At 55.8% G+C, this 21,513-nt stretch carries 19 protein-coding genes; 14 read left to right on the forward strand and 5 right to left on the reverse strand.

Annotated elements, in window-relative coordinates; translation table 11 throughout:
* Positions 1-238: 238 nt before the first annotated feature.
* From AC6I8A_RS14995 to AC6I8A_RS15010, 4 genes are all read right to left on the reverse strand, one after another.
* Positions 239-658, reverse strand: coding sequence for a hypothetical protein (locus AC6I8A_RS14995; protein ID WP_256697178.1), 420 nt, complete (start codon positions 656-658; stop codon positions 239-241).
* Positions 659-742: 84 nt separating this feature from the next.
* Positions 743-1,678 carry a homocysteine S-methyltransferase gene (gene mmuM / locus AC6I8A_RS15000; protein WP_497818727.1) on the reverse strand — a complete coding sequence of 312 codons (936 nt, stop codon included), beginning with the start codon at positions 1,676-1,678 and terminating at the stop codon, positions 743-745.
* Entirely contained in the window at positions 1,668-3,083 is a 1,416-nt protein-coding gene (gene mmuP / locus AC6I8A_RS15005; protein WP_497818728.1) for an S-methylmethionine permease, read from the reverse strand. The genes mmuM and mmuP overlap by 11 nt, the downstream gene beginning before the upstream one ends.
* A gap of 132 nt (positions 3,084-3,215) precedes the next feature.
* Positions 3,216-3,554 carry a DUF2002 family protein gene (locus AC6I8A_RS15010; RefSeq protein ID WP_008101622.1) on the reverse strand — a complete coding sequence of 113 codons (339 nt, stop codon included), beginning with the start codon at positions 3,552-3,554 and terminating at the stop codon, positions 3,216-3,218.
* 150 nt (positions 3,555-3,704) lie between these two features.
* On the opposite strand from AC6I8A_RS15010, the gene AC6I8A_RS15015 reads away from it, so the two are divergent.
* From AC6I8A_RS15015 to emrB, 11 genes are all read left to right on the forward strand, one after another.
* Complete coding sequence (locus AC6I8A_RS15015; RefSeq protein WP_008101623.1) at positions 3,705-4,025, forward strand: DUF883 family protein; 321 nt, start codon at positions 3,705-3,707, stop codon at positions 4,023-4,025.
* Between the two features lie 434 nt (positions 4,026-4,459).
* Positions 4,460-4,702 (forward strand): glutaredoxin-like protein NrdH, encoded by a 243-nt coding sequence (gene nrdH, locus AC6I8A_RS15020; RefSeq protein ID WP_008101624.1) that lies wholly within the window; start codon positions 4,460-4,462, stop codon positions 4,700-4,702.
* A 3-nt stretch (positions 4,703-4,705) separates the two neighbouring features.
* Positions 4,706-5,110: a class Ib ribonucleoside-diphosphate reductase assembly flavoprotein NrdI gene (gene nrdI / locus AC6I8A_RS15025; protein ID WP_497818729.1), complete on the forward strand. Its 405-nt coding sequence runs from the start codon at positions 4,706-4,708 to the stop codon at positions 5,108-5,110.
* A complete protein-coding gene (nrdE, locus tag AC6I8A_RS15030) occupies positions 5,089-7,227 on the forward strand; it encodes a class 1b ribonucleoside-diphosphate reductase subunit alpha (RefSeq protein WP_293792566.1) in 2,139 nt (712 codons plus the stop codon). The genes nrdI and nrdE overlap by 22 nt, the downstream gene beginning before the upstream one ends.
* A gap of 8 nt (positions 7,228-7,235) precedes the next feature.
* Positions 7,236-8,195 (forward strand): class 1b ribonucleoside-diphosphate reductase subunit beta, encoded by a 960-nt coding sequence (gene nrdF, locus AC6I8A_RS15035; protein WP_497818730.1) that lies wholly within the window; start codon positions 7,236-7,238, stop codon positions 8,193-8,195.
* Positions 8,196-8,594: 399 nt separating this feature from the next.
* On the forward strand, positions 8,595-9,785 hold the full coding sequence (proV, locus tag AC6I8A_RS15040; RefSeq protein WP_008101632.1) for a glycine betaine/L-proline ABC transporter ATP-binding protein ProV: 1,191 nt from the start codon (positions 8,595-8,597) through the stop codon (positions 9,783-9,785).
* A gap of 2 nt (positions 9,786-9,787) precedes the next feature.
* Positions 9,788-10,963 (forward strand): glycine betaine/L-proline ABC transporter permease ProW, encoded by a 1,176-nt coding sequence (proW, locus tag AC6I8A_RS15045; protein WP_479486113.1) that lies wholly within the window; start codon positions 9,788-9,790, stop codon positions 10,961-10,963.
* Between the two features lie 63 nt (positions 10,964-11,026).
* Positions 11,027-12,022, forward strand: a complete 996-nt coding sequence (gene proX / locus AC6I8A_RS15050) for a glycine betaine/L-proline ABC transporter substrate-binding protein ProX (RefSeq protein ID WP_265300026.1) — start codon at positions 11,027-11,029, stop codon at positions 12,020-12,022.
* 708 nt (positions 12,023-12,730) lie between these two features.
* Complete coding sequence (gene mprA / locus AC6I8A_RS15055; protein WP_008101638.1) at positions 12,731-13,261, forward strand: transcriptional repressor MprA; 531 nt, start codon at positions 12,731-12,733, stop codon at positions 13,259-13,261.
* A gap of 148 nt (positions 13,262-13,409) precedes the next feature.
* Positions 13,410-14,582 (forward strand): multidrug efflux MFS transporter periplasmic adaptor subunit EmrA, encoded by a 1,173-nt coding sequence (emrA, locus tag AC6I8A_RS15060; RefSeq protein WP_256697186.1) that lies wholly within the window; start codon positions 13,410-13,412, stop codon positions 14,580-14,582.
* A 17-nt stretch (positions 14,583-14,599) separates the two neighbouring features.
* A complete protein-coding gene (gene emrB, locus AC6I8A_RS15065) occupies positions 14,600-16,135 on the forward strand; it encodes a multidrug efflux MFS transporter permease subunit EmrB (protein ID WP_101763434.1) in 1,536 nt (511 codons plus the stop codon).
* Between the two features lie 37 nt (positions 16,136-16,172).
* Here the strand turns inward: emrB and AC6I8A_RS15070 are convergent, their stop codons facing one another.
* Positions 16,173-17,285: a tRNA/rRNA methyltransferase gene (locus AC6I8A_RS15070; protein WP_256697189.1), complete on the reverse strand. Its 1,113-nt coding sequence runs from the start codon at positions 17,283-17,285 to the stop codon at positions 16,173-16,175.
* A gap of 156 nt (positions 17,286-17,441) precedes the next feature.
* Here AC6I8A_RS15070 and trxC point away from each other — a divergent pair, with 156 nt between their 5' ends.
* From trxC to AC6I8A_RS15085, 3 genes are all read left to right on the forward strand, one after another.
* Positions 17,442-17,861 carry a thioredoxin TrxC gene (gene trxC, locus AC6I8A_RS15075; protein WP_008101648.1) on the forward strand — a complete coding sequence of 140 codons (420 nt, stop codon included), beginning with the start codon at positions 17,442-17,444 and terminating at the stop codon, positions 17,859-17,861.
* A gap of 91 nt (positions 17,862-17,952) precedes the next feature.
* Positions 17,953-18,657 carry a tRNA-uridine aminocarboxypropyltransferase gene (locus AC6I8A_RS15080; protein WP_497818731.1) on the forward strand — a complete coding sequence of 235 codons (705 nt, stop codon included), beginning with the start codon at positions 17,953-17,955 and terminating at the stop codon, positions 18,655-18,657.
* Positions 18,658-18,744: 87 nt separating this feature from the next.
* Entirely contained in the window at positions 18,745-21,402 is a 2,658-nt protein-coding gene (locus tag AC6I8A_RS15085) for a bifunctional acetate--CoA ligase family protein/GNAT family N-acetyltransferase (RefSeq protein ID WP_497818959.1), read from the forward strand.
* The last annotated feature ends 111 nt before the right edge of the window (positions 21,403-21,513 follow it).

Here is a 21,513-nt window from a genome sequence, read left to right on the forward strand (position 1 = left end):
CGGCGAGAGGTGGCGCTGAGCAGGAGCGAATCGCCACCGGTCCGTCAGGAATCGTGAATGAGTGAAGGTACCGCGAAGCGGCGGATTGGGCTGGCGCAAGGCCCGGGAGTGCAGAGGGCGCGGCCAGGCGCTCTCTGCTCGGTCGCCGCACCAGGGTACTGCAACTGCCTCAGTACATGGCGAACGAAAGTCGCTCTACGCTTAACTGAGCGGCATTACGCCATAAATGGCGGCGTAATTAACCGCGTGCGCCGACGACGTTCAGCTTCGGCTGGGGATGTTCAGGTTTGAGATCGTACATGCCGCCATAGAAGGGATCGACCAGCAGCCAGCCGGGGAAGCCCAATAGCGGAATATTGCCCAGCACATACCACAGATTGGCACTGGCCTCGATCGGCAAGGTTAGCGGCACGTAGCCCGGACTCTCCAGCATCACCTGATAGTGCTTCTTACCAAAGTAATTCCCGGTCGATTTCGCCAGCTCGACGGTTTGCGGCGTATAGCCCTGAGCCACCGCGCGGCCGGTCTCATCCTGCACGGTGAAACGCGCGCCTTGCGGCAGGGAGTCGATTTTTACCGGTTGCGTTTCAGTGCCAACAATGGTGGCGCAGCCGCTCAGCAGCAGCGCACAGGCAGGAAAAAGAGGTCGCAGGTTCATAGCAGGTCCGCTTTAGCATCAGATAGGACAGTGTAAACTGCCCTTCTGTGCTTAATCGCGCTATCACTGATGATTTTCTGCGCTTTATTGCGGTTGACAACAGGCAGCAATCGCCGCGATATCCTGCGGCGTGGTGCGGCAGCAGCCGCCAATCAGACGTGCGCCCGCCTGCTGCCATTCGGCGAACTTGTCATGCAGCGTGCAACCCGATGGCGCGGAGTGCCAGGTTTTGCTGCTGGCATCGTACTGCTCGCCGGAGTTCGGATAGACCAGCAGCGGTTTGTCACACAGCGCCTGTAAGCTGCGCAGAGCGGGCGTCACGCTCTCCAGCGCCACGCAGTTGATGCCAATCGCCACCACTTGCGGTGCCGCATTCACCAGCTGCGCCACTTTGCTCAGCGGCGTGCCGTCGCTGAGGTGTTCGGCATCGCGCAGGGTAAAGGAGAACCACGCGCTGCTGTCAGGGAATTCGGCCAGTAAACTCACCAGCGCCTGCGCCTCAGCGAAGGACGGCAGCGTTTCGCAGGCCAGCAGATCGACACCCGCTTCCAGCAACGCCTTCACGCGCGGACGGTGGAACGCTTTCATCTCCTCTTCCGGCAGCGCGTAATCACCCCGATACTCCGCGCCATTGGCCAGAAACGCGCCATACGGCCCGACGGATCCGCCCACCAGCAATGGCGCGGTGCTGGCCGAAGATGCGCGATAGTCGTCACGCGCGCGCTGCGCCAGCTGTACGCTCTGGGTAATCAGTGCCAGCGCCTGCGCTTCATCTAATCCGCGCGCAGCAAAACCCTGCGGTGTGGCCTGATAGCTGGCGGTGATCGCCACATGCGCGCCAGCGGCAAAGTAATCGTGATGCACCTGATAAATCAGCTCAGGATTTTCTACCAGCACTTTGGCCGACCACAGCGCATCGGCCAGATTGCAGCCGCGCGCCTCCAGCTCGGTCGCCAGCGCGCCATCCAGAATCAGCGTGTCAGTTTGGGTTAGTGCCTGCGCGATGGGATTACGCGACATCGTTGGCCTCCTCAGCCTTAAGGGATGACTTACGTCGTTGCGTGACATGGTATGCGGCATAGCAGAACAGCACAAACGGAATGCCGCACCACAACGCAATACGCTGCGACGGATCGAACGCCAGTCCGACGCACGCCAGCAGGCAAAGCAGGAAGCCGAGAATCGGCGTCAGCGGATAGAGCGGCGCGCGATACGCCAGCTGTAGTAAGCTGCCACCCGCTTGCAGATGGCGACGACGGAACACATAGTGCGAGGCGCAGATGCTGAGCCACACCGCTACCACGGCAAAACCGGAAATCGCCGACAGCGCCACAAACACCGTGTCCGGCGCAATTACGCTGGAGAACAGCGCCAGCAGGCCGCCAATCATGCTCACGGTCAGCGCCAGCACCGGAATGCCGCGGCGATTAACGCGCGCAAAACAGCGCGGCAGCGTGTTCTCATTGGCCAGCGACCACAACATGCGGCCAGAAGCATACAGGCCGGAGTTAGCGGCGGAGAGGATGGCGGTCAGGATCACGAAGTTGAAGATATCCGCTGCGTACGGGATGCCGATCTTTTCAAACACCAGCACAAACGGGCTTTTGACGATCCCCGCCTGATCCATTGGGATCAGCGCCGCCAGCACGAATACCGTGCCGATAAAGAAGATGATCAACCGTGCCACGGTGGTGCGGATCGCCAGCGGCAGCGCTTTTTGTGGCTGCTCGGTTTCACCGGCGGCGATACCGATCAATTCCGTGCCCGAGAAAGCGAAGTTGACCGCCACCATGGTCATCAGAATTGGCAACGTGCCGTGCGGCAGCCAGCCGGAAGCGGTGAGATTGTGTAATCCCGGCGCAGCACTGCCGTCTTTCATCGGGATAAAACCAAAGATCGCACCCGCACCGAGAATGATAAAGGCGATGATGGTGATCACTTTAATGATGGAGAACCAGAATTCACCTTCGGCAAAGAAGCGCGTTGAGACGATATTCAGCAGATAAATAGCGATGCAGAACACCAGACACCACGTCCACACCGGCACGCTCGGGAACCAGTACTGCATGCAGAACCCGGCGGCGGTCAGGCTGGAACCCAGCGCCACCGTCCAGGTGAGCCAGTAAAGCCAGGCGACGGTATAACCGGTGGCCGGGCTGAGGTAGCGCGCGGCATAGACGTGGAACGCGCCGGTTTCCGGCATCGCCACGGCCAGTTCGCCAAGACAGACCATCACCAGCCACACCACCAGCGCACCAATCAGATAGGCCAGCAAAGTGCCGGCTGCACCGGTGGTTGAGATGATGTAGCCGGTATTGAAGAACAGCCCGGTTCCGATCACACCGCCCAGCGACAGCATCACCAGATGCCGTACTTTCATGGTGCGCTTAAAGTTTTCCTGAGGAGGCGTATCCTGAGTTTGCATGATATTTATCCGTATGGACGTCTGAACATCTATATGGACACAAGGTTATACGCGTCAGCGTGCGGATTTGCAACGGGGCAGAAGGAGAGGATTCAGTGAGGGTTTGCGGCCCCGCGTTGACGGGGCGCAAGATCAGGCGCCGAATACGCCTTGCAGATAACGCTCAAGCGCAACGCGCGAGCTGAAGCCGTGCGGAATACCGTAATGCTCCTGCGAATCGCCCATTAAATAGAGTGGGAATTGCGTGTAGTGATCGCAGGTTTTCATCTCTGAGGCCGGTTCAGCAAAGCTCTGGCTTTTCTCTTTCAGCGTCGGGTGAATGATTAAGGCGGTCCGTCCCATTCGCGCTTCGCGATTAACATACACATAGTTTTCGCCGCGACGATAACCGTAAATTTTTGGCGTTTGGGTATCCATTTCGAAGCCTACTTTCTCAAGTACGCGCGCTACCTCATCTGGTCGTAAATACATGCTTGCTCCTCTCTTCTCACAGCCCCGCAACCTTACAGCAGCAGGATGGCATGGGCATTCGGAATTTTCCCTAAAGCCTGGCACATCCCTGCGTTTAATCACGCTTCGTCTACACTGAGTATTACGTTTTAAATCAAAGGGAGCCAAAAAATGTTTAATCGAAGCGCAAAAAACGATGACATTGATATTAATCAGGATGTAAACGAACTGGCCGATTCGCTAGAGGCGTTACTTAAATCTTATGGCAGTGAAGCTAAAGATGAGGTTGATAATGCACGCAGCCAGGCGCAGGCGCTGCTGAAGCAGACGCGTGCCAAACTCAGCGGCGGACAGAGTCGCGTATCGCAAGCGGCGCGTGACGCCGGTACGCAGGTTGATGCCTACGTCCACGACAAGCCGTGGCACGGCGTGGGCGTCGGTGCGGCAATAGGCCTGGTGCTTGGCGCGCTGCTGGTGTCTTCACGCCGATAAGCCTGAAAGTAGACTCAATAAGCCTCGCTGATGCGGGGCTTTTTTGTGGGCGCGAGATAGTGCGCACTCTCCCTCACCCTAGCCCTTTCCCGCAGGCGGGAGAGGGAATAGTTAGCGCGATCGGCTCCTTCTCCCGCTTGCGGGAGAAGGCTGGGATGAGGGCCAAATCGCACAAAATCTAACCATCTCTCCCACCTCGTTCCCTTTACAAAAAATTTTTACGGCCTGGAAGGCGCATGATCTCTGGCCTTAGCGAATATCCGAAGATCAAAATCACAAAACCCTATATCTGGTGGGCTTGATCCTTTTAATCACTACATCTAGTATTCAACCCATCAACCAGCACCTAAATATCGTCAAGGACGAAGTTCGATGCAAACAGGAATTTGCTTCGTATCTCGCAATCTGACCGCAATCAAAGGGAAATACGAATCATGCGCATTATTATTTACACCAAAGACAACTGTGTCCAGTGCAATGCGACAAAAAATGCCATGGACCGCAAAGGTATCGACTATCAGCTGATCAACCTTGATACCCAACCCGAAGCCATCGACAACCTCAAATCTCTCGGCTACCGTCAGGTGCCGGTGGTGATGACGCAAGACGATCACTGGAGTGGCTTCCGTCCCGACAAAATTGCCAGCCTGCGCCAGCTCGCGGCCGTCGGGGGATAAGCCATGTTTCCACTGGTCTATTTCTCTAGCCAGTCGGAAAACACGCACCGATTCATCACGCGTCTTGGGCTGCCTGCCCGCCGTATTCCGGTTGATGGCAAGCAGCGCCTGCATATCGAACAGCCCTACATTTTAGTGGTGCCGAGCTACGGCGGCGGCAGTTCGCGCGGTGCGGTGCCGAGACAAGTGATCCAATTCCTCAATGATGATGCCAACCGACGCGGGATTCGCGGGGTGATTGCTGCCGGTAACCGCAACTTCGGTGCAGGCTATTGCCTGGCGGGCGACATCATTGCGCAGAAATGTCAGGTTCCCTATCTCTACCGCTTTGAGCTGATGGGAACCCCCGACGATATCACTAATGTAAAAGCGGGAGTGACCCAATTTTGGCAACGACAGACACCCTAAACAGCTCGCTGACTGATTACCACGCGCTTAACGCGATGCTGAACCTGTATGACGCCGATGGCCGCATCCAGTTCAGCAAAGATCATGAAGCGACGCGCCAGTTCTTCCTGCAGCATGTGCAACCCCATACCGTGCAGTTTGCCTCTGCGGGTGAACGCCTGCGCTATCTGGTGGCCGAAGGCTACTACGAAGCCGAAGTGCTGAATCAGTACGATTTCGCTTTCCTGTGCCAGCTGCACGATGAAGCCGATGCGGCGGGTTTCGCTTTTCACACCTTCCTCGGTGCGTGGAAGTTTTACACCAGCTACACGCTGAAAACCTTCGACGGCAAACGCTATCTGGAAACTTTCGAACAGCGCGCCTGCATGGTGGCGCTGACGCTGGCACGCGGCAATGAAACCTTAGCGCGCGAGCTGCTGGCGGAAATGCTGAGCGGTCGCTTCCAGCCCGCTACGCCAACCTTCCTTAACTGCGGTAAGCAGCAGCGCGGCGAGCTGGTTTCCTGTTTCCTGCTGCGCATCGAAGACAATATGGAATCGATTGGTCGCGCGGTGAATTCGGCGTTGCAGCTGTCGAAACGCGGCGGCGGCGTGGCGTTCCTGCTCTCCAACCTGCGTGAATCGGGTGCGCCGATTAAGCGCATTGAGAACCAGTCGTCGGGCGTGATTCCAGTAATGAAGATGTTGGAAGATGCGTTTTCCTACGCCAACCAGCTCGGTGCGCGTCAGGGCGCGGGCGCAGTGTGGCTGAATGCGCATCACCCGGATATTTTCCGTTTCCTCGATACCAAACGCGAAAACGCCGACGAGAAGATCCGCATTAAAACGCTGTCGCTCGGCGTGGTGATCCCGGATATCACCTTCCAGCTGGCGAAAGAGAATCGCGATATGGCGCTGTTTTCGCCGTACGATGTTGAACGCATCTACGGCAAAGCCTTTGGTGATATCAGCATCAGCGAGCATTACGACGCGATGCTGGCGGACGATCGCATCACCAAAACCTACATCAAGCCGCGCGATTTCTTCCAAACGCTGGCGGAGATTCAGTTTGAATCGGGCTATCCGTACATCATGTTCGAAGACAGCGTGAACCGCAGTAACCCGATTGCCGGTCGCATTAACATGAGTAATCTCTGCTCCGAGATTTTGCAGGTTAATAGCGCCAGCGAGTTCTATGACGATCTCAGCTATCGTCGCATCGGCAAAGATATCTCCTGCAACCTCGGCTCGCTCAACATTGCCCATGCCATGGATTCGCGCAATCTGGCGCAAACCGTGGAAACCGCCGTGCGTGCGCTGACCGCCGTTTCCGAAATGAGTGAGATCAATTCGGTGCCGTCGGTGGCGGAAGGCAATCGCCGCTCGCACGCGATTGGTTTGGGTCAGATGAACCTGCACGGTTATCTGGCGCGCGAAGGCATGGCGTACGGTTCAGAAGAAGCGCTGGATTTCACCAATCTTTACTTCTATTGCGTCACCTATCACGCCGTGCGCACCTCGAATCTGCTGGCGCAGGAGCATCAGAAGAGTTTTGACGGTTTCGCCGACTCGAAATATGCCAGCGGGCAATATTTCGATAAGTACATCGAACAAGCGTGGCAACCGCGCACCGCGCGTGTGGCAAAACTGTTCGCTGATGCCGGACTGGCTCTGCCGACGCAGGCCGACTGGCAAGCGCTACGTGCAGCGGTGATGCAGCATGGACTGTACAACCAGAACCTGCAGGCGATTCCGCCCACCGGTTCGATCTCGTACATCAACCATGCGACCTCCAGCATTCACCCGATTGTGTCGCGCATTGAGATCCGTAAAGAGGGCAAAACTGGCCGCGTCTATTATCCGGCACCGTTTATGACCAACGACAATCTCGACCTCTATCAGGATGCGTACTCGATTGGGCCGGAAGCGATTATTGATACCTACGCCGAAGCCACGCAGCACGTCGATCAAGGCCTGTCGCTGACGCTGTTCTTCCGCGATGACGTCACCACGCGCGATATCAACAAAGCGCAGATCTACGCGTGGAAGAAAGGCATCAAAACGCTCTATTACATTCGTCTGCGCCAGATGGCGCTTCAAGGCACCGAGGTGCAGGGCTGCGTCTCCTGCTCACTGTGATGAAAACTATGCAACTAAAACAGATTCAAGCGATTAACTGGAACCGCATTCAGGACGAGAAAGACCTCGAAGTGTGGAACCGACTGACCAGCAACTTCTGGCTGCCGGAAAAAGTGCCGCTCTCCAACGATCTGCCGGCGTGGCAGTCGCTGGACCACCAGCAACAGCAGCTGACCATTCGGGTGTTTACCGGTTTGACGCTGCTCGACACCATCCAGAACGTGATCGGTGCGCCGGGCCTGATGGAGGATGCGATTACACCGCATGAAGAAGCCGTGCTGTCGAACGTCTCCTTTATGGAAGCGGTGCATGCGCGTTCATACAGTTCGATTTTCTCCACGCTGTGTAACACCGCAGATGTCGATGCGGCGTATCGCTGGAGTGAAGAGAATGACGCGCTGCAGATCAAGGCGAAGATTGTGCTGGAGCACTATCGCGCCGAGGATCCGCTGAAGAAGAAAATCGCCAGCGTGTTCCTTGAATCGTTCCTGTTCTACTCCGGTTTCTGGTTGCCGATGTATTGGTCAAGCCGTGGCAAGCTGACCAACACCGCTGACCTGATTCGTCTGATCATTCGTGACGAAGCGGTTCACGGTTACTACATCGGCTATAAGTACCAAAAAGCGCTGGAAAATGTTGATGCTGGTCGCCGTGAAGAGTTGCAACAGTTCGCGATTGATTTGCTGCTGGCACTGTACGAAAACGAAGTGGTGTATACCGAAGCGTTGTACGGCGAAGTCGGCTGGGCGGAAGAGGTGAAAACCTTCCTGCACTACAACGCCAACAAGGCGCTGATGAACCTCGGCTACGAAGCGCTGTTCCCGGCGGAATTGACCGCAGTGAACCCGGCGATCTTGTCTGCGCTGTCGCCCAACGCCGATGAAAATCACGATTTCTTCTCCGGCTCGGGCTCTTCTTATGTCATGGGTAAAGCAGTAGAGACCGAAGACGAAGACTGGAATTTTTAACATTAATACCCGGTGCGCATTAATGCGCACCCTACGTCGTAGGGTCGCCATTTATGGCGACCTGGATTCCACATTTATTCCCCTCGCCTCGTCATAATTGACATTTAAATATCCCTCAATCGCCCCTTTCTATTTCCACTCACAACATCTTTTTTCACGCCATTGACACCATTTCCGCCGTGAAATAGTGATAAATCACACTATCCTTCATAAAAATTTAATCCACGCGCATCCCTTGTGAGCACTGGCGATTTTAGCCATTGACCGCTGCGCGTGCCGCCGAATATCGCCATTCAGGGTTGTCAGATAATTTCACTATGCTAGGGTATAGGGCGCTTAAATTTAATCAGGACCACAACAAGAAATAGTTAAACATTTAACCGGGAAATTAATTACTGCATGGCAATTAAACTCGAAGTAAAGAATTTATATAAGGTATTTGGGGATAATCCCGAAAAGGCATTTAAGCTGATCGATAAAGGCGAAAGCAAAGAGAGTATTCTGGCGAAAACCGGTCTCTCTGTTGGCGTCAAAAATGCCAGTCTGGCCATTGAAGAAGGCGAGATCTTCGTCATCATGGGGCTTTCAGGTTCAGGTAAGTCCACCATGGTTCGCCTTCTCAATCGTCTGATCGAGCCCACGCGTGGCCAGGTAATCATAGACGGTGTCGATATTGCCAAAATATCGGAATCGGAACTGCGTGAAGTACGCAGAAATAAGATCAGTATGGTATTCCAATCCTTCGCATTAATGCCGCACATGACGGTGCTAAATAACGCGGCTTTTGGCATGGAATTAGCCGGCGTCGCTTTGGCCGAACGTCAGGAAAAAGCGCTGGAAGCATTGCGTCAGGTTGGCCTGGATAATTACGCTCACTCTTATCCCGATGAACTTTCTGGCGGCATGCGTCAACGCGTTGGATTAGCCCGCGCATTGGCGATTAATCCAGATATTTTATTAATGGATGAAGCCTTCTCAGCACTTGATCCGCTGATTCGTACCGAAATGCAGGATGAACTGGTAAAACTGCAGGCCAAACATCAGCGTACCATCGTATTTATTTCTCACGACCTCGATGAAGCGATGCGCATTGGCGACCGCATTGCCATTATGCAGGGCGGCGAAGTGGTGCAGGTCGGCACGCCGGATGAAATCCTCAATAATCCTGCCAACGATTATGTGCGCACCTTCTTCCGTGGCGTCGATATCAGTCACGTGTTTAGCGCCAAAGATATTGCGCGTCGCAGTGCGGGTTCACTGATCCGCAAAGCCGCCGGTTTTGGTCCGCGATCCGCCATCAAGCTGCTGCAGGATGAAGATCGCGAATATGGCTATGTGCTGGAGAAACAGAAGTTTGTTGGCGTGGTGTCCACCGATTCATTGAAAGCCGCGCTGGCGGCCGGTGAAGGGCTGGATAGCGCGCTGCTCGACACGCCGTTAGCGGTTCCTGCCGATACCTCCCTGAACGATCTGCTGTCGCATGTGGCACAAGCGCCCTGCGCCGTGCCGGTGGTCAGCGAGGAGAATCAGTACGTCGGTATCATTTCGAAAAGCATGTTGTTGCGTGCTTTAGACCGTGAAGGAGCCTAATCATGAGTGAACAAACAGCGAATCCGTGGGAAAGCGCCAGCCAAACCACCCAGCAACCTGCCACAACCGATACCAGCGCCGCTGCCAGCAGCAGCGATCCCTGGGCGAGCGGCGGTGCCGCGCCTGCGGATAATAATAGCGCCGATGCATGGGGCGATCCCTCCGCCGCCAGCAGCGGTGGCCACGATGCCGCCAGCAATGCTGCCAGCAGCAGCAGCGACTGGCTGAGCAGCGCGCCCGCTCCCGCGCCTGAGCATTTCAACATCATGGACCCGTTCCATAAAACCTGGATTCCCCTTGATAGCTGGGTAACCGAAGGCATCGATTGGGTGGTCAGCCATTTCCGTCCGGTGTTTCAGGGGATTCGCGTGCCGGTGGATTACATCCTCAGCGCGTTCCAGCAGTTACTGCTCGGCATGCCCGCGCCGGTGGCGATTGTGGTGTTTGCGCTGATCGCCTGGCAAATAGCCAGCCCGGCGATGGGCATTGCCACGCTGGTCTCGCTGATTGCCATCGGCGCAATTGGCGCCTGGTCGCAGGCGATGGTGACGCTGGCGCTGGTGCTGACCGCCCTGCTGTTCTGCATCATTATCGGCTTGCCGCTCGGCATCTGGCTGGCGCGCAGCGAACGTGCCGCGCGCATTATCCGCCCGCTACTGGATGCGATGCAGACCACGCCCGCCTTCGTCTATCTGGTGCCGATCGTGATGCTGTTTGGTATCGGCAACGTGCCGGGCGTGGTGGTGACCATCATCTTTGCGCTGCCGCCGATTGTGCGCCTCACCATTCTGGGCATTAAGCAGGTGCCAGCCGATCTGATTGAAGCGAGTGAATCCTTCGGTGCCAGCCCGCGCCAGATGCTGTTCAAAGTCCAGTTGCCACTGGCGATGCCGACCATCATGGCTGGCGTCAACCAGACGCTGATGCTGGCGCTGTCGATGGTAGTCATCGCCTCGATGATCGCGGTTGGCGGTCTTGGCCAGATGGTGCTGCGCGGCATTGGTCGCCTGGATATGGGCCTCGCCACCGTCGGCGGCGTGGGCATCGTGATTCTCGCCATTATTCTCGATCGTTTGACCCAGTCGATGGGCCGCGACAGTCGCAGCCGTGGCAGCCGCCACTGGTACAGCACTGGCCCGCTGGGTCTGCTGATGCGCCCTTTCAGTAAAAAAGCCTGATTTCAATGGGCGGTCCGCTGCGGCCGCCCGTCTCCGACGTAACACGTAAAATAAGGAATGACTATGCGCAAGACAGCTCTCATCGCTGCCGTCCTGACGACGTTCGCCGCGACGCACGTGTCCGCCGCCGACCTGCCCGGTAAAGGCATCACCGTTAAACCGACTCAGAGCACCATCTCAGAAGAAACCTTCCAGACGCTGCTGGTGAGCCGCGCGCTGGAGAAACTCGGCTATACCGTTGAGAAGCCAAGCGAGATTGATTACAACGTGGCGTACACCACTATCGCAGCCGGTGATGCCACCTTTATTGCCACCAACTGGAAACCGCTGCACGACGATATGTATAAAGCAGCGGGCGGCGATGCGAAGTTTTACCGTCAAGGCACTTACGTCGGTGGCGCTGCGCAGGGTTACCTGATCGATAAGAAAACCGCCGAGCAGTATCACATCACCAATATCGAGCAGCTGAAAGATCCAAAAATCGCCAAGCTGTTTGATACCAATGGCGATGGCAAAGCGGATTTGACCGGCTGTACGCCAGGCTGGGGCTGTGAAGCGGTGATTAATCACCAGATTGAAGCCTACAAGCTGAGCAATACCGTTGAGCACAATCAGGGCAACTACTCGGCGATGATCGCCGATACCATCACGCGCTTTAAGCAGGGCAAACCGGTGTTCTATTACACCTGGACGCCGTATTGGGTCAGCGACGTGCTGAAGCCGGGTAAAGATGTGGTATGGCTGCAGGTGCCGTTCTCTTCACTGCCAGGCGAGCAGAGCAAAGTCGATACCAAGCTGGCGAACGGTGCTAACTACGGTTTCCCGGTGAACACCATGCACATTGTCGCCAACAAAGCCTGGACCGAGAAAAATCCGGCAGCGGCAAAACTGTTTGCTGAGATGAAGCTGCCAATTGGCGACATCAACGCCGAGAATGCAGCGATGCATGAGGGCCATGCGTCTGAAGCCGATATCAATGGCCACGTTGATGGCTGGATCAAAGGTCACCAGGCGGAATTCGATAAGTGGATTCAGGACGCGCTGGCGGCAGCGAAGTAACGCGATTTACATTAGCGTTGGTATTGTGGCGGCGCGATTTATCGCGCCGTTTTTCTTGCGATAAATGCACTACAACCACTCTGCACAATGAATTGCGCCGCTATGGCAAGTTTCTTTCTTACCCTCTCTCATCCCCCCGATAAGCGAAGCGTACGCTATAGCGCACTGGTACGTCCTGTTAATTAACACACCATTGAAATAATTTTTTCGGTTACTATTACCCACAAATGATTATCTCTCTTCTCCTCGCGCAATGACTGCTTCCCGCTTAGCGATCGAATTCCATCATTTTTGCTGGTATCGCATCCGCGCGGGCGTTGTTAAGAGCATGTTAATCAACGCCTTGATTTTAGTGGACAAGCTGCGTGCTAAAAGTGTTTAGAAATCGTAAAGATGAGACCAAACCGCTGAGCGATACTGTTCATTGATGATTGGCTTTGTTATGGTTAGCAGCGCAGTTATTCACCAGAGTTATTTTTTCTCGCGAAATTATTTATCAGTAAAAAGATTTCCCGGGATTAATTGATGACATCGGCTGCCTGCATGATCAGGCGGGATGTCAGGGCGAAATGCCCTGGGTTAAGGAACAACCTGGAATGTCAGATGTTGACAATGTGATCGTACTAACAATCACCTGCGGAAATTGTGACTACGCTTAATCTGTCACCATCATTACTATACCAGTTGCAACTAAGAGGTTTTTTTAAAATGGAAAGTTCGTTTACTCCCATTGAACAGATGCTAAACATCCGTGCTAACCGCCATAAAGATTTTCCGCTGCAGGAGATCATTCTGACCCGCTTGTGCATGCATATGCAGGGAAAACTGCTGGATAATCGCAACAAAATGTTGAAGGCGCAGGGAATTAACGAGACCTTATTCATGGCGCTGATTACCCTTGATGCGCAGGAAAATCAGAGCATTCAGCCTTCAGAACTGAGTTCTGCTCTCGGCTCTTCACGCACCAATGCCACGCGTATCGCCGATGAGCTGGAGAAGCGCGGCTGGATCGAACGCCGTGAAAGCGAGAACGATCGTCGCTGCCTGCATCTGCATTTGACCGAAAAAGGTAATGAGTTCCTGCGTCAGCTGCTGCCACCGCAGCATCAGAGCCTGCAATACTTGTGGTCTTCGCTCTCCACTAACGAGCAGGATCAGTTGGAATCGATTACCCGTAAGTTACTTAACCGTCTCGATAAAATGGACGAAGATCAGGTTATCGCTTCCCTGTCGCGCTAATAGCAAGAAGTGCGACACAATCACCTTCCGAAATCGCTATTTTAATCCCCTTTTGTCCGGCCAGCGCTCAAGCGCTGGCTTTTTCGACTCGGGCAACCGTGTTGAAGGATCAGCACATCCCGACTAAATGGAAAACGTGGAGAACGACATGAGTGCGACAGCGGAAGCTCAAAGCCCGCAACAGCCAGCGAATAAAAAGAAGAAGCGCAAAGGTGTGCTGATCCTGCTGGCTATCGTGTTTGTAATTATTGGTGTTTCGTATCTGGCTTACTGGTATTTGGTGCTGCGTCACTTCCAGGAAACCGATGATGCGTACGTGGCGGGCAACCAGGTGCAGGTGATGGCGCAGGTTTCCGGCAGCGTAAACAAAGTGTGGTTCGACAACACCGACATCGTGAAGAAAGGCGATGTGTTGGTGTCACTGGATAAAACCGATGCAGAGCAGGCGTTTGAGAAAGCGCAGACCGCGTTGGCCACCAGCGTGCGTCAAACCCACCAGCTGATGATCAACGGCAAGCAGTATCAAGCCACCATCAAGTTGCAGCAAACCGCGTTAGAACAGGCCGAAGCTGACCTGAAACGCCGCGAGCCGCTGGGCGCGTCTAATCTGATTGGTCGCGAAGAGCTGCAACACTCGCGTGATGCCGTGGCAACTGCCAAAGCACAGCTGGATGTGGCAGTACAGCAATACAACGCTAACCAGGCGATGATTCTGAATACCTCGCTGGAAAACCAGCCGGCGGTACAGCAAAGTGCGGCTGAATTGCGCGATGCCTGGCTGGCGCTACAGCGTACCGAGATTCGTAGTCCGATTGATGGCTTCATTTCCCGTCGTAGCGTGCAGGTGGGTTCGCAAATCTCCACCACCACGCCGCTGCTGGCGGTGGTGCCGTCCACTAACCTGTGGATCGATGCGAACTTCAAAGAGACGCAGCTTGCGGGTGTGCGTATCGGTCAATCGGCCACGGTGATCAGCGATATCTACGGCGATGACGTGGAGTATCACGGCAAAGTGGTGGGCCTGGATATGGGTACCGGCAGCGCCTTCTCGCTGCTGCCTGCGCAGAATGCCACCGGTAACTGGATCAAAGTGGTTCAGCGTCTGCCGGTGCGTATTGAGCTGGATCCGAAACAAGTGGCGGAACATCCGCTGCGTATCGGCCTCTCCACGCTGGTGAAAGTCGACACGCAGAACAAAGATGGCGCCACGCTGGCCAGCGCCGTGCGTTCGCAAGCCGCGTATGAAAGTAATGCGTTGGCAATCGACCTCGCGCCGGTTAACCAGCTGATTACTGACATCGTTCGTGCCAACGCTGACTAACGCCGCGGGAGGCTGTTATGGCACAAAAACCGCTTGAAGGTGCGCCGTTAGTCCTGATGACCATCGCCCTGTCGCTGGCGACGTTTATGCAGGTACTCGACTCCACCATCGCTAACGTGGCGATTCCGACCATCGCCGGTAACCTCGGTGCCTCGAACTCGCAGGGCACCTGGGTGATTACCTCTTTCGGGGTGGCAAACGCCATCTCGATTCCGATTACCGGTTGGCTGGCCAAGCGCATCGGTGAAGTGAAGCTGTTTACCTGGTCGACCATCCTGTTTGTGCTGGCGTCCTGGGCTTGCGGCATGTCCGAAAGCCTGGAGATGCTGATCTTCTTCCGCGTCATTCAGGGCGTGGTTGCCGGTCCGCTGATTCCGCTGTCGCAGAGTTTGCTGCTGAACAACTATCCGCCGGCGAAACGCAGCGTGGCGCTTTCGCTGTGGGCGATGACGGTGATTGTGGCACCGATCTGCGGTCCGATTCTCGGCGGCTGGATCAGCGATAACTATCACTGGGGCTGGATCTTCTTCATCAACGTGCCGATTGGTTTGGTGGTGGTGTTACTGACGCTGCAAACGCTGCGTGGACGTGAAACCAAAACCGAAATCCGCCGGATCGATATGGTGGGGTTGGTACTGCTGGTGGTGGGCATTGGCTCGCTGCAGGTGATGCTGGATCGCGGAAAAGAGCTCGACTGGTTTAGCTCAACCGAGATCATTGTGCTGATGGTGGTCGCCGTGGTGGCGCTGCTGGTGTTGCTGGTGTGGGAGCTCACCGACGACCATCCGATAGTCGATTTGTCGTTGTTCAAGATGCGCAACTTCACCATCGGCTGTTTGTCGATTAGCCTGGCCTATATGCTTTACTTCGGCTCGATAGTGTTGCTGCCGCAGCTGTTACAGGAGGTATATGGCTACACCGCCACCTGGGCCGGATTAGCGTCGGCACCGGTGGGGATTCTGCCGGTGATCCTGTCGCCGATCATTGGCCGCTTCGCCCACAAGCTGGATATGCGTAAGCTGGTGACCTTCAGCTTCATCATGTATGCCGTCTGTTTCTACTGGCGCGCCTACACGTTTGAGCCGGGGATGGATTTTGGTGCATCGGCGTGGCCGCAGTTTATTCAGGGCTTTGCGGTGGCGTGCTTCTTTATGCCGCTCACCACCATTACGCTGTCAGGCTTACCGCCAGAACGTATGGCGGCGGCATCAAGCCTGTCGAACTTCGTGCGTACGCTGGCGGGTTCCATCGGTACCTCGATTACTACCACCATGTGGAGTAACCGTGAATCGATGCATCATAGTTATTTGTCGGAGTCGGTGAATCCGTACAACGTCAATTCACAGCAGATGTACGACCAGCTGCAAAGCATGGGCATGACCCAGCAACAGGCCTCGGCGTATATCGCGCAGCAAATTACCAATCAGGGTCTGATTATTTCGGCGAATGAGATCTTCTGGGCATCGGCGGGCGTGTTCTTGATCTTGCTGGTGCTGGTGTGGTTTGCGCGTCCACCATTCGGTGCGGGCAGTGGCGGCGGCGGCGCTCACTAAGCGATACAAATAAAAACGGGCCTTGCGGCCCGTTTTTTTATGCGTTCTGACGCCACCATTCGGCGAGCAGAATACCGGTCGCCACGGACACGTTGAGGCTTTCAACGTTGCCGGTGCCGCCAATCGACAGGCTGAGATCGCCCTGCTGGAAAGCGCTGTCTGACAGACCTTCGCTCTCCTGACCCAACACCAACACCATTTTGGCAGGCAGCTCGGCTTTCGCCAGCGGTGTGCCTTCATGGCTTGAGGTGGTAACGATGGTGTAACCCGCTTTACGGAACGCTTCCAGACCATCGGCAAAGCTTTCGCCGCTGATTGCCTGGACGTGCTCAGCGCCACCTTCGGCGGTACGGACTGCCGCACCCGATTCCAGCAGCGAAGCATCATTCACCAGCAAACCTTTCACACCGAAGTGCGCGCAGCTACGCATAATGCCGCCAAGGTTGTGCGGGTTGCTGACATCTTCCAGCGCCAGCACGCAATCTTTGGTCGGTGCCTTTGTCAGCCACTCGGTAACCGGCATGCCCATGCGTTTTTTGATGATGAAGCACACGCCGCCGTGGTGTTCAGTACCTGAGGCTTTGGTCAGCTCAGCATCTTCTACCACATGATAGGCTTTGCGGTTGGCCGCCAGCCAGCGCAGGGTTTCGCGGAAACGCGGCGTTACGCTTTGAATAAACCAGGCACGCACGATGCTTTCCGGGCGGCTCAGGAACAGCGCCTGACAGGCATTTTCACCGTAGACGCGCGTCTCTTCCTGACGCTGACGGCGAATCTGCTCTGGATCGATCACCGGCTTGTTCGCGGCCTCATCCAGCTGGCTGTCATCGGCAACCGGTGGACGAGAAACGGTGCGCCACGGCGAATCACCGAAGCTGCGGTTGTCGTCACCACGATCGTCACGACGTCCAAAGCTGCGGCCACGTTCGGTATTGCTCGCACCGCGCGGTGCCGAGCTGCGTGCGCCGCTACGGCCACCTTCTTCATTATTACGTGCACTGCTGCGAGGACCAGAACGACGATTATCTTCCTGGCGCGCAGCAGGACGGCCGCCTTTGCCGGTACGGGGATTCGGCTTTTGACCACCCTCCTCATCACGTACGTACATCACTTTTACCTTGCCGCTTTTGCCTTTAAATTCGTCGTTCATCTGTTCCTCCAGCATTGAGAGCGCGAAGATTACCTGATGTGTCGGTGCTTAGCTATCAACTATTGAACCTATTGGGCAATCCAGATTGAGCATAGCACTCAACCTTTTCATAATGTCCGGCAATCATCAGATTTACAGGTCCGGGTTGAGGTAAATATGAATACAGTTTGTGCCTCCTGTCAGGCAACCAACCGCGTGCCCGAGTCGCGCATTGCCGATGGAGCAAAATGCGGTCGCTGCGGCGGCGAGCTGTTCAACGGTGAAATCGCCAACGCGACGGCCGCCACGCTGGATAAGTATCTGCAAGACGATCTGCCCGTGGTGATCGACTTCTGGGCACCGTGGTGCGGTCCGTGCGTTAACTTCGCACCGGTGTTTAAAGATGTCGCAGACGAGCGTCGCGGGAAAGTGCGCTTCGTGAAAGTGAATACCGAAGCTGAACCTGCGCTCAGCTCGCGTTTCCGCATTCGTAGCATTCCTACGATTATGCTGTTCAAGAACGGCGAGATGGTCGACATGCTGAATGGCGCAATGCCAAAAGCGCCCTTTAACGAGTGGCTCGACGAATCGCTGTAAACCGCTGATGGCCAGCCGCATGCTGGCCTTCCTTATTACCTTTCCCGGCTAATTCCATTACACTGGCGTTTTTTATCCTGCCTGCGAACCTATGTTTGAAAATGCCGTTCTGCGCTTACGTGCGCAACGTTTAGCGCGCGCCACGCGCCCGTTTCTTGCGCGCGGTAATCGTGTCATCCGTTGCCAACGCTGCCTGCTGCCGCAGAAAAACTGTCTGTGCGCCACCATCCAGCCTCAGCAAGCGCGCAGTCGCTTTTGTCTGGTGATGTTCGATACCGAGCCGATGAAGCCGAGCAATACCGGAAGATTAATCGCCGATGTGCTGCCGGACACCGAGGCGTTTGGCTGGTCACGCACCGAGCCAGATCCCGCGCTGCTGGCGACGGTGAAGAATGAGCTTTATCAGCCGCTGGTGGTTTTCCCTGCGTCTTATGCTGATGCCGGTCGTGAAGTGCTCACCAGCCCGCCGCTTACCGGCAAACCGCCGCTGTTTATTATGCTCGACGGTACCTGGACTGAAGCGCGCAAGATGTTCCGCAAAAGCCCGTGGCTGGATGCGTTGCCGGTGATGTCGTTAAACGTTTCTGCGCCGTCGCGCTACACGCTGCGCGAAGCCCACGGCGAAGGCCAGCACTGCACCGCCGAAGTGGCTGCCGCGCTGCTGGAACAGGCGGGCGATCTCGCCGCCGCCGCCGAGTTACAGCACTATTTCGCCCGCTTCCGTCATGCTTATCTGGCGGGGAAACCGCATCATCCGATTCATGCTCTGGAAGAAGCATTGAGTAGCGGAATCTGAAGCTGGTTCTCAGCCTGCGATCGGCGAATCGGCAAGCGCGGTAAAAAGCGTTTACAATCATGCCAATCTTGATAGCAGGAGCGGATGATGAGCCAACGCGGACTGGAAGCGCTGTTACGACCTAAATCAATCGCGGTAATCGGTGCATCAATCACACCGGGCCGCGCCGGCTACTTTATGATGCGTAACTTGCTGGCCGGTGGATTTAGTGGTCCGGTATTGCCGGTAACGCCTAAGTATAAGGCGGTGAGCGGCGTGCTAGCGTGGCCCGATATCGCCAGCCTGCCCTTCGCACCCGATCTCGCCATCATCTGTACCCACGCCAAACGTAATCTCGAGCTGCTGCAACAACTGGGTGAAAAAGGCTGTAAGGCCTGCATTATTCTCTCGGCGCCGTCCAGCCAGTTGGAAGAACTGAAAGCCTGTGCGAGCCAATGGCAAATTCGCCTGCTTGGGCCCAACAGCTTAGGTTTGCTGGCACCGTGGCAAGGGTTGAATGCCAGCTTCTCGCCGGTGCCGATTGCTAAAGGTCGCATTGCTTTTATTTCGCAATCCGCTGCGGTCTCTAACACTATTCTCGATTGGGCGCAGCAGCGTAACCTCGGTTTTTCCTGGTTTATCGCCTTAGGGGATAGCCTGGATATCGACGTGGATGATCTGCTGGATTTCCTCGCGCGCGACGGCAAAACCAGCGCCATTCTGCTCTACCTCGAACACCTCAGCGATGCGCGTCGCTTTGTTTCCGCTTCGCGCAGCGCCTCACGCAACAAACCGATTCTGGTGATAAAAAGTGGTCGCAGCCATCAGGCGCAGGCGATGCTCGGCACTCACAGCGGACTGGATGCTGCCTGGGATGCGGCGATTCAGCGCGCCGGTTTGCTGCGCGTGCAGGATACGCATGAGCTATTTACGGCGGTTGAGTCGCTGAGCCATATGCGTCCACTGCGCGGCGATCGCCTGATGATCATCAGTAACGGCGCGGCCCCGGCAGCGCTGGCACTGGATGAACTGTATGCACGTAACGGTAAGCTGGCGACGCTGAGTGATGAAACGTTGCAGGCGCTGGCCGCACTGCTGCCGGAAGGCGTTGGGCGCGGCAATCCGCTGGATTTGAAAGATGACGCGACACCCGCGCGCTATGTCGCCTGCATTGAACGGCTGCTGGATAGCCATGAACTCGATGCACTGATGATCATTCATGCGCCAAGCGCCGTATCACCCTCCAGCGAAACCGCCGAGCAGATTATCGCGGCGGTTGCCAAACATCCGCGCGGCAAGCAGGTCACGCTGCTGACGAACTGGTGCGGCGAATACTCCTCGCAGTCCGCGCGGCGTGCTTTTACTCAGGCCGGCATTCCCACCTGGCGCACGCCGGAAGGCACCGTCACCGCCTTCATGCATCAGGTGGAATATCGCCGCAACCAGAAGCAACTGCGTGAAACGCCCGCGCTGCCGATCGGTCTGACGCAGAACAGCGCGCAGGCACATCAGCTGATTCAACAAGCGCTGGATAAAGGCATCACCACGCTGGATACCCATGAAGTTCAGCCGGTGTTGCAGGCTTACGGCCTGGCGACGCTGCCCACCTGGATTGCCAGCGACAGCGTCGCTGCTGCCAGCATTGCCGATCAGATTGGTTATCCGGTGGCGCTCAAGCTGCGTTCGCCGGACATTCCACATAAGTCCGAGGTACAAGGCGTAATGCTCTATCTGCGTAGCGCCGCAGAAGTTGAACAAGCGGCTGAAGCCATTTTCGATCGTGTGCGTGAAACCCATCCGCAGGCGCATATCGATGGCCTGCTGGTGCAGAGTATGGCGAACCGCGCCGGAGCCCAGGAGCTGCGCGTGGTGGTCGAACAGGATCCGCTGTTTGGCCCTATTATCCTGCTGGGTGAAGGCGGCGTGGAGTGGCAGCCCGACAAGCAAGCCGCCGTGGCTTTGCCGCCGCTGAATATGACGCTGGCGCGTTATCTGGTGATTCAAGCGATGAAAAGCGGCAAAGTCCGCAGCCGCAGCGCGTTGCGACCGCTTAATATTACCGGGCTTAGCCAGCTGTTAGTGCAGGTTTCCAACCTGGTGGTCGATTGTCCCGAAATTCAGCGCCTGGATATTCATCCGCTGCTGGCATCGGCCGATGAATTCACGCTGCTGGATGTCACGCTGCAGCTGGCACCTTTCAACGGTGATAACGAAACTCGCCTGGCGATTCGCCCCTATCCGCACCATCTTGAAGAGCAGGTGCAGCTAAAAGATGGGCAATATTGCCTGTTCCGCCCCATCCTGCCGGAAGATGAACCGCAGCTGCGCGCGTTTATTGCTCAGGTAACTAAAGAAGATCTCTACTATCGTTACTTCAGTGAAATCAATGAGTTTACCCATGAAGATTTGGCAAATATGACGCAAATCGATTATGACCGCGAAATGGCGATTGTCGCTGTGCGCCAGCACAATGGCGTCGACGAGATCATTGGCGTAACGCGCGCGATCTCTGATGCCGACAATATCGATGCTGAATTCTCGGTGCTGGTGCGTTCCGACCTGAAAGGCTTGGGCATGGGCAGGCGTTTGTTGGAGAAGATGATTCGCTATACGCGCGATCATGGCCTGCAACAATTGAACGGTATCACCATGCCAAACAATAGCGGCATGATTACGCTGGCGCGAAAACTCAATTTTCGCGTGAATATTCAACTGGATGATGGCATTGTCAGCCTGAATTTGCCGCTCGGTGATGTCATCAGCTAACCTGTACAGAAAGGTAAAAGTCCTCCTCTACAGGCCGGTTGATGGTATTATTTACCGTTAGGATCATGATTTGATGGCAAAAGGCCATGCAATGAACAGAGAAGAAGTGCA

The sequence above is a fragment of the Pantoea sp. X-Soil-ISGK-275 genome, from assembly GCF_059730795.1.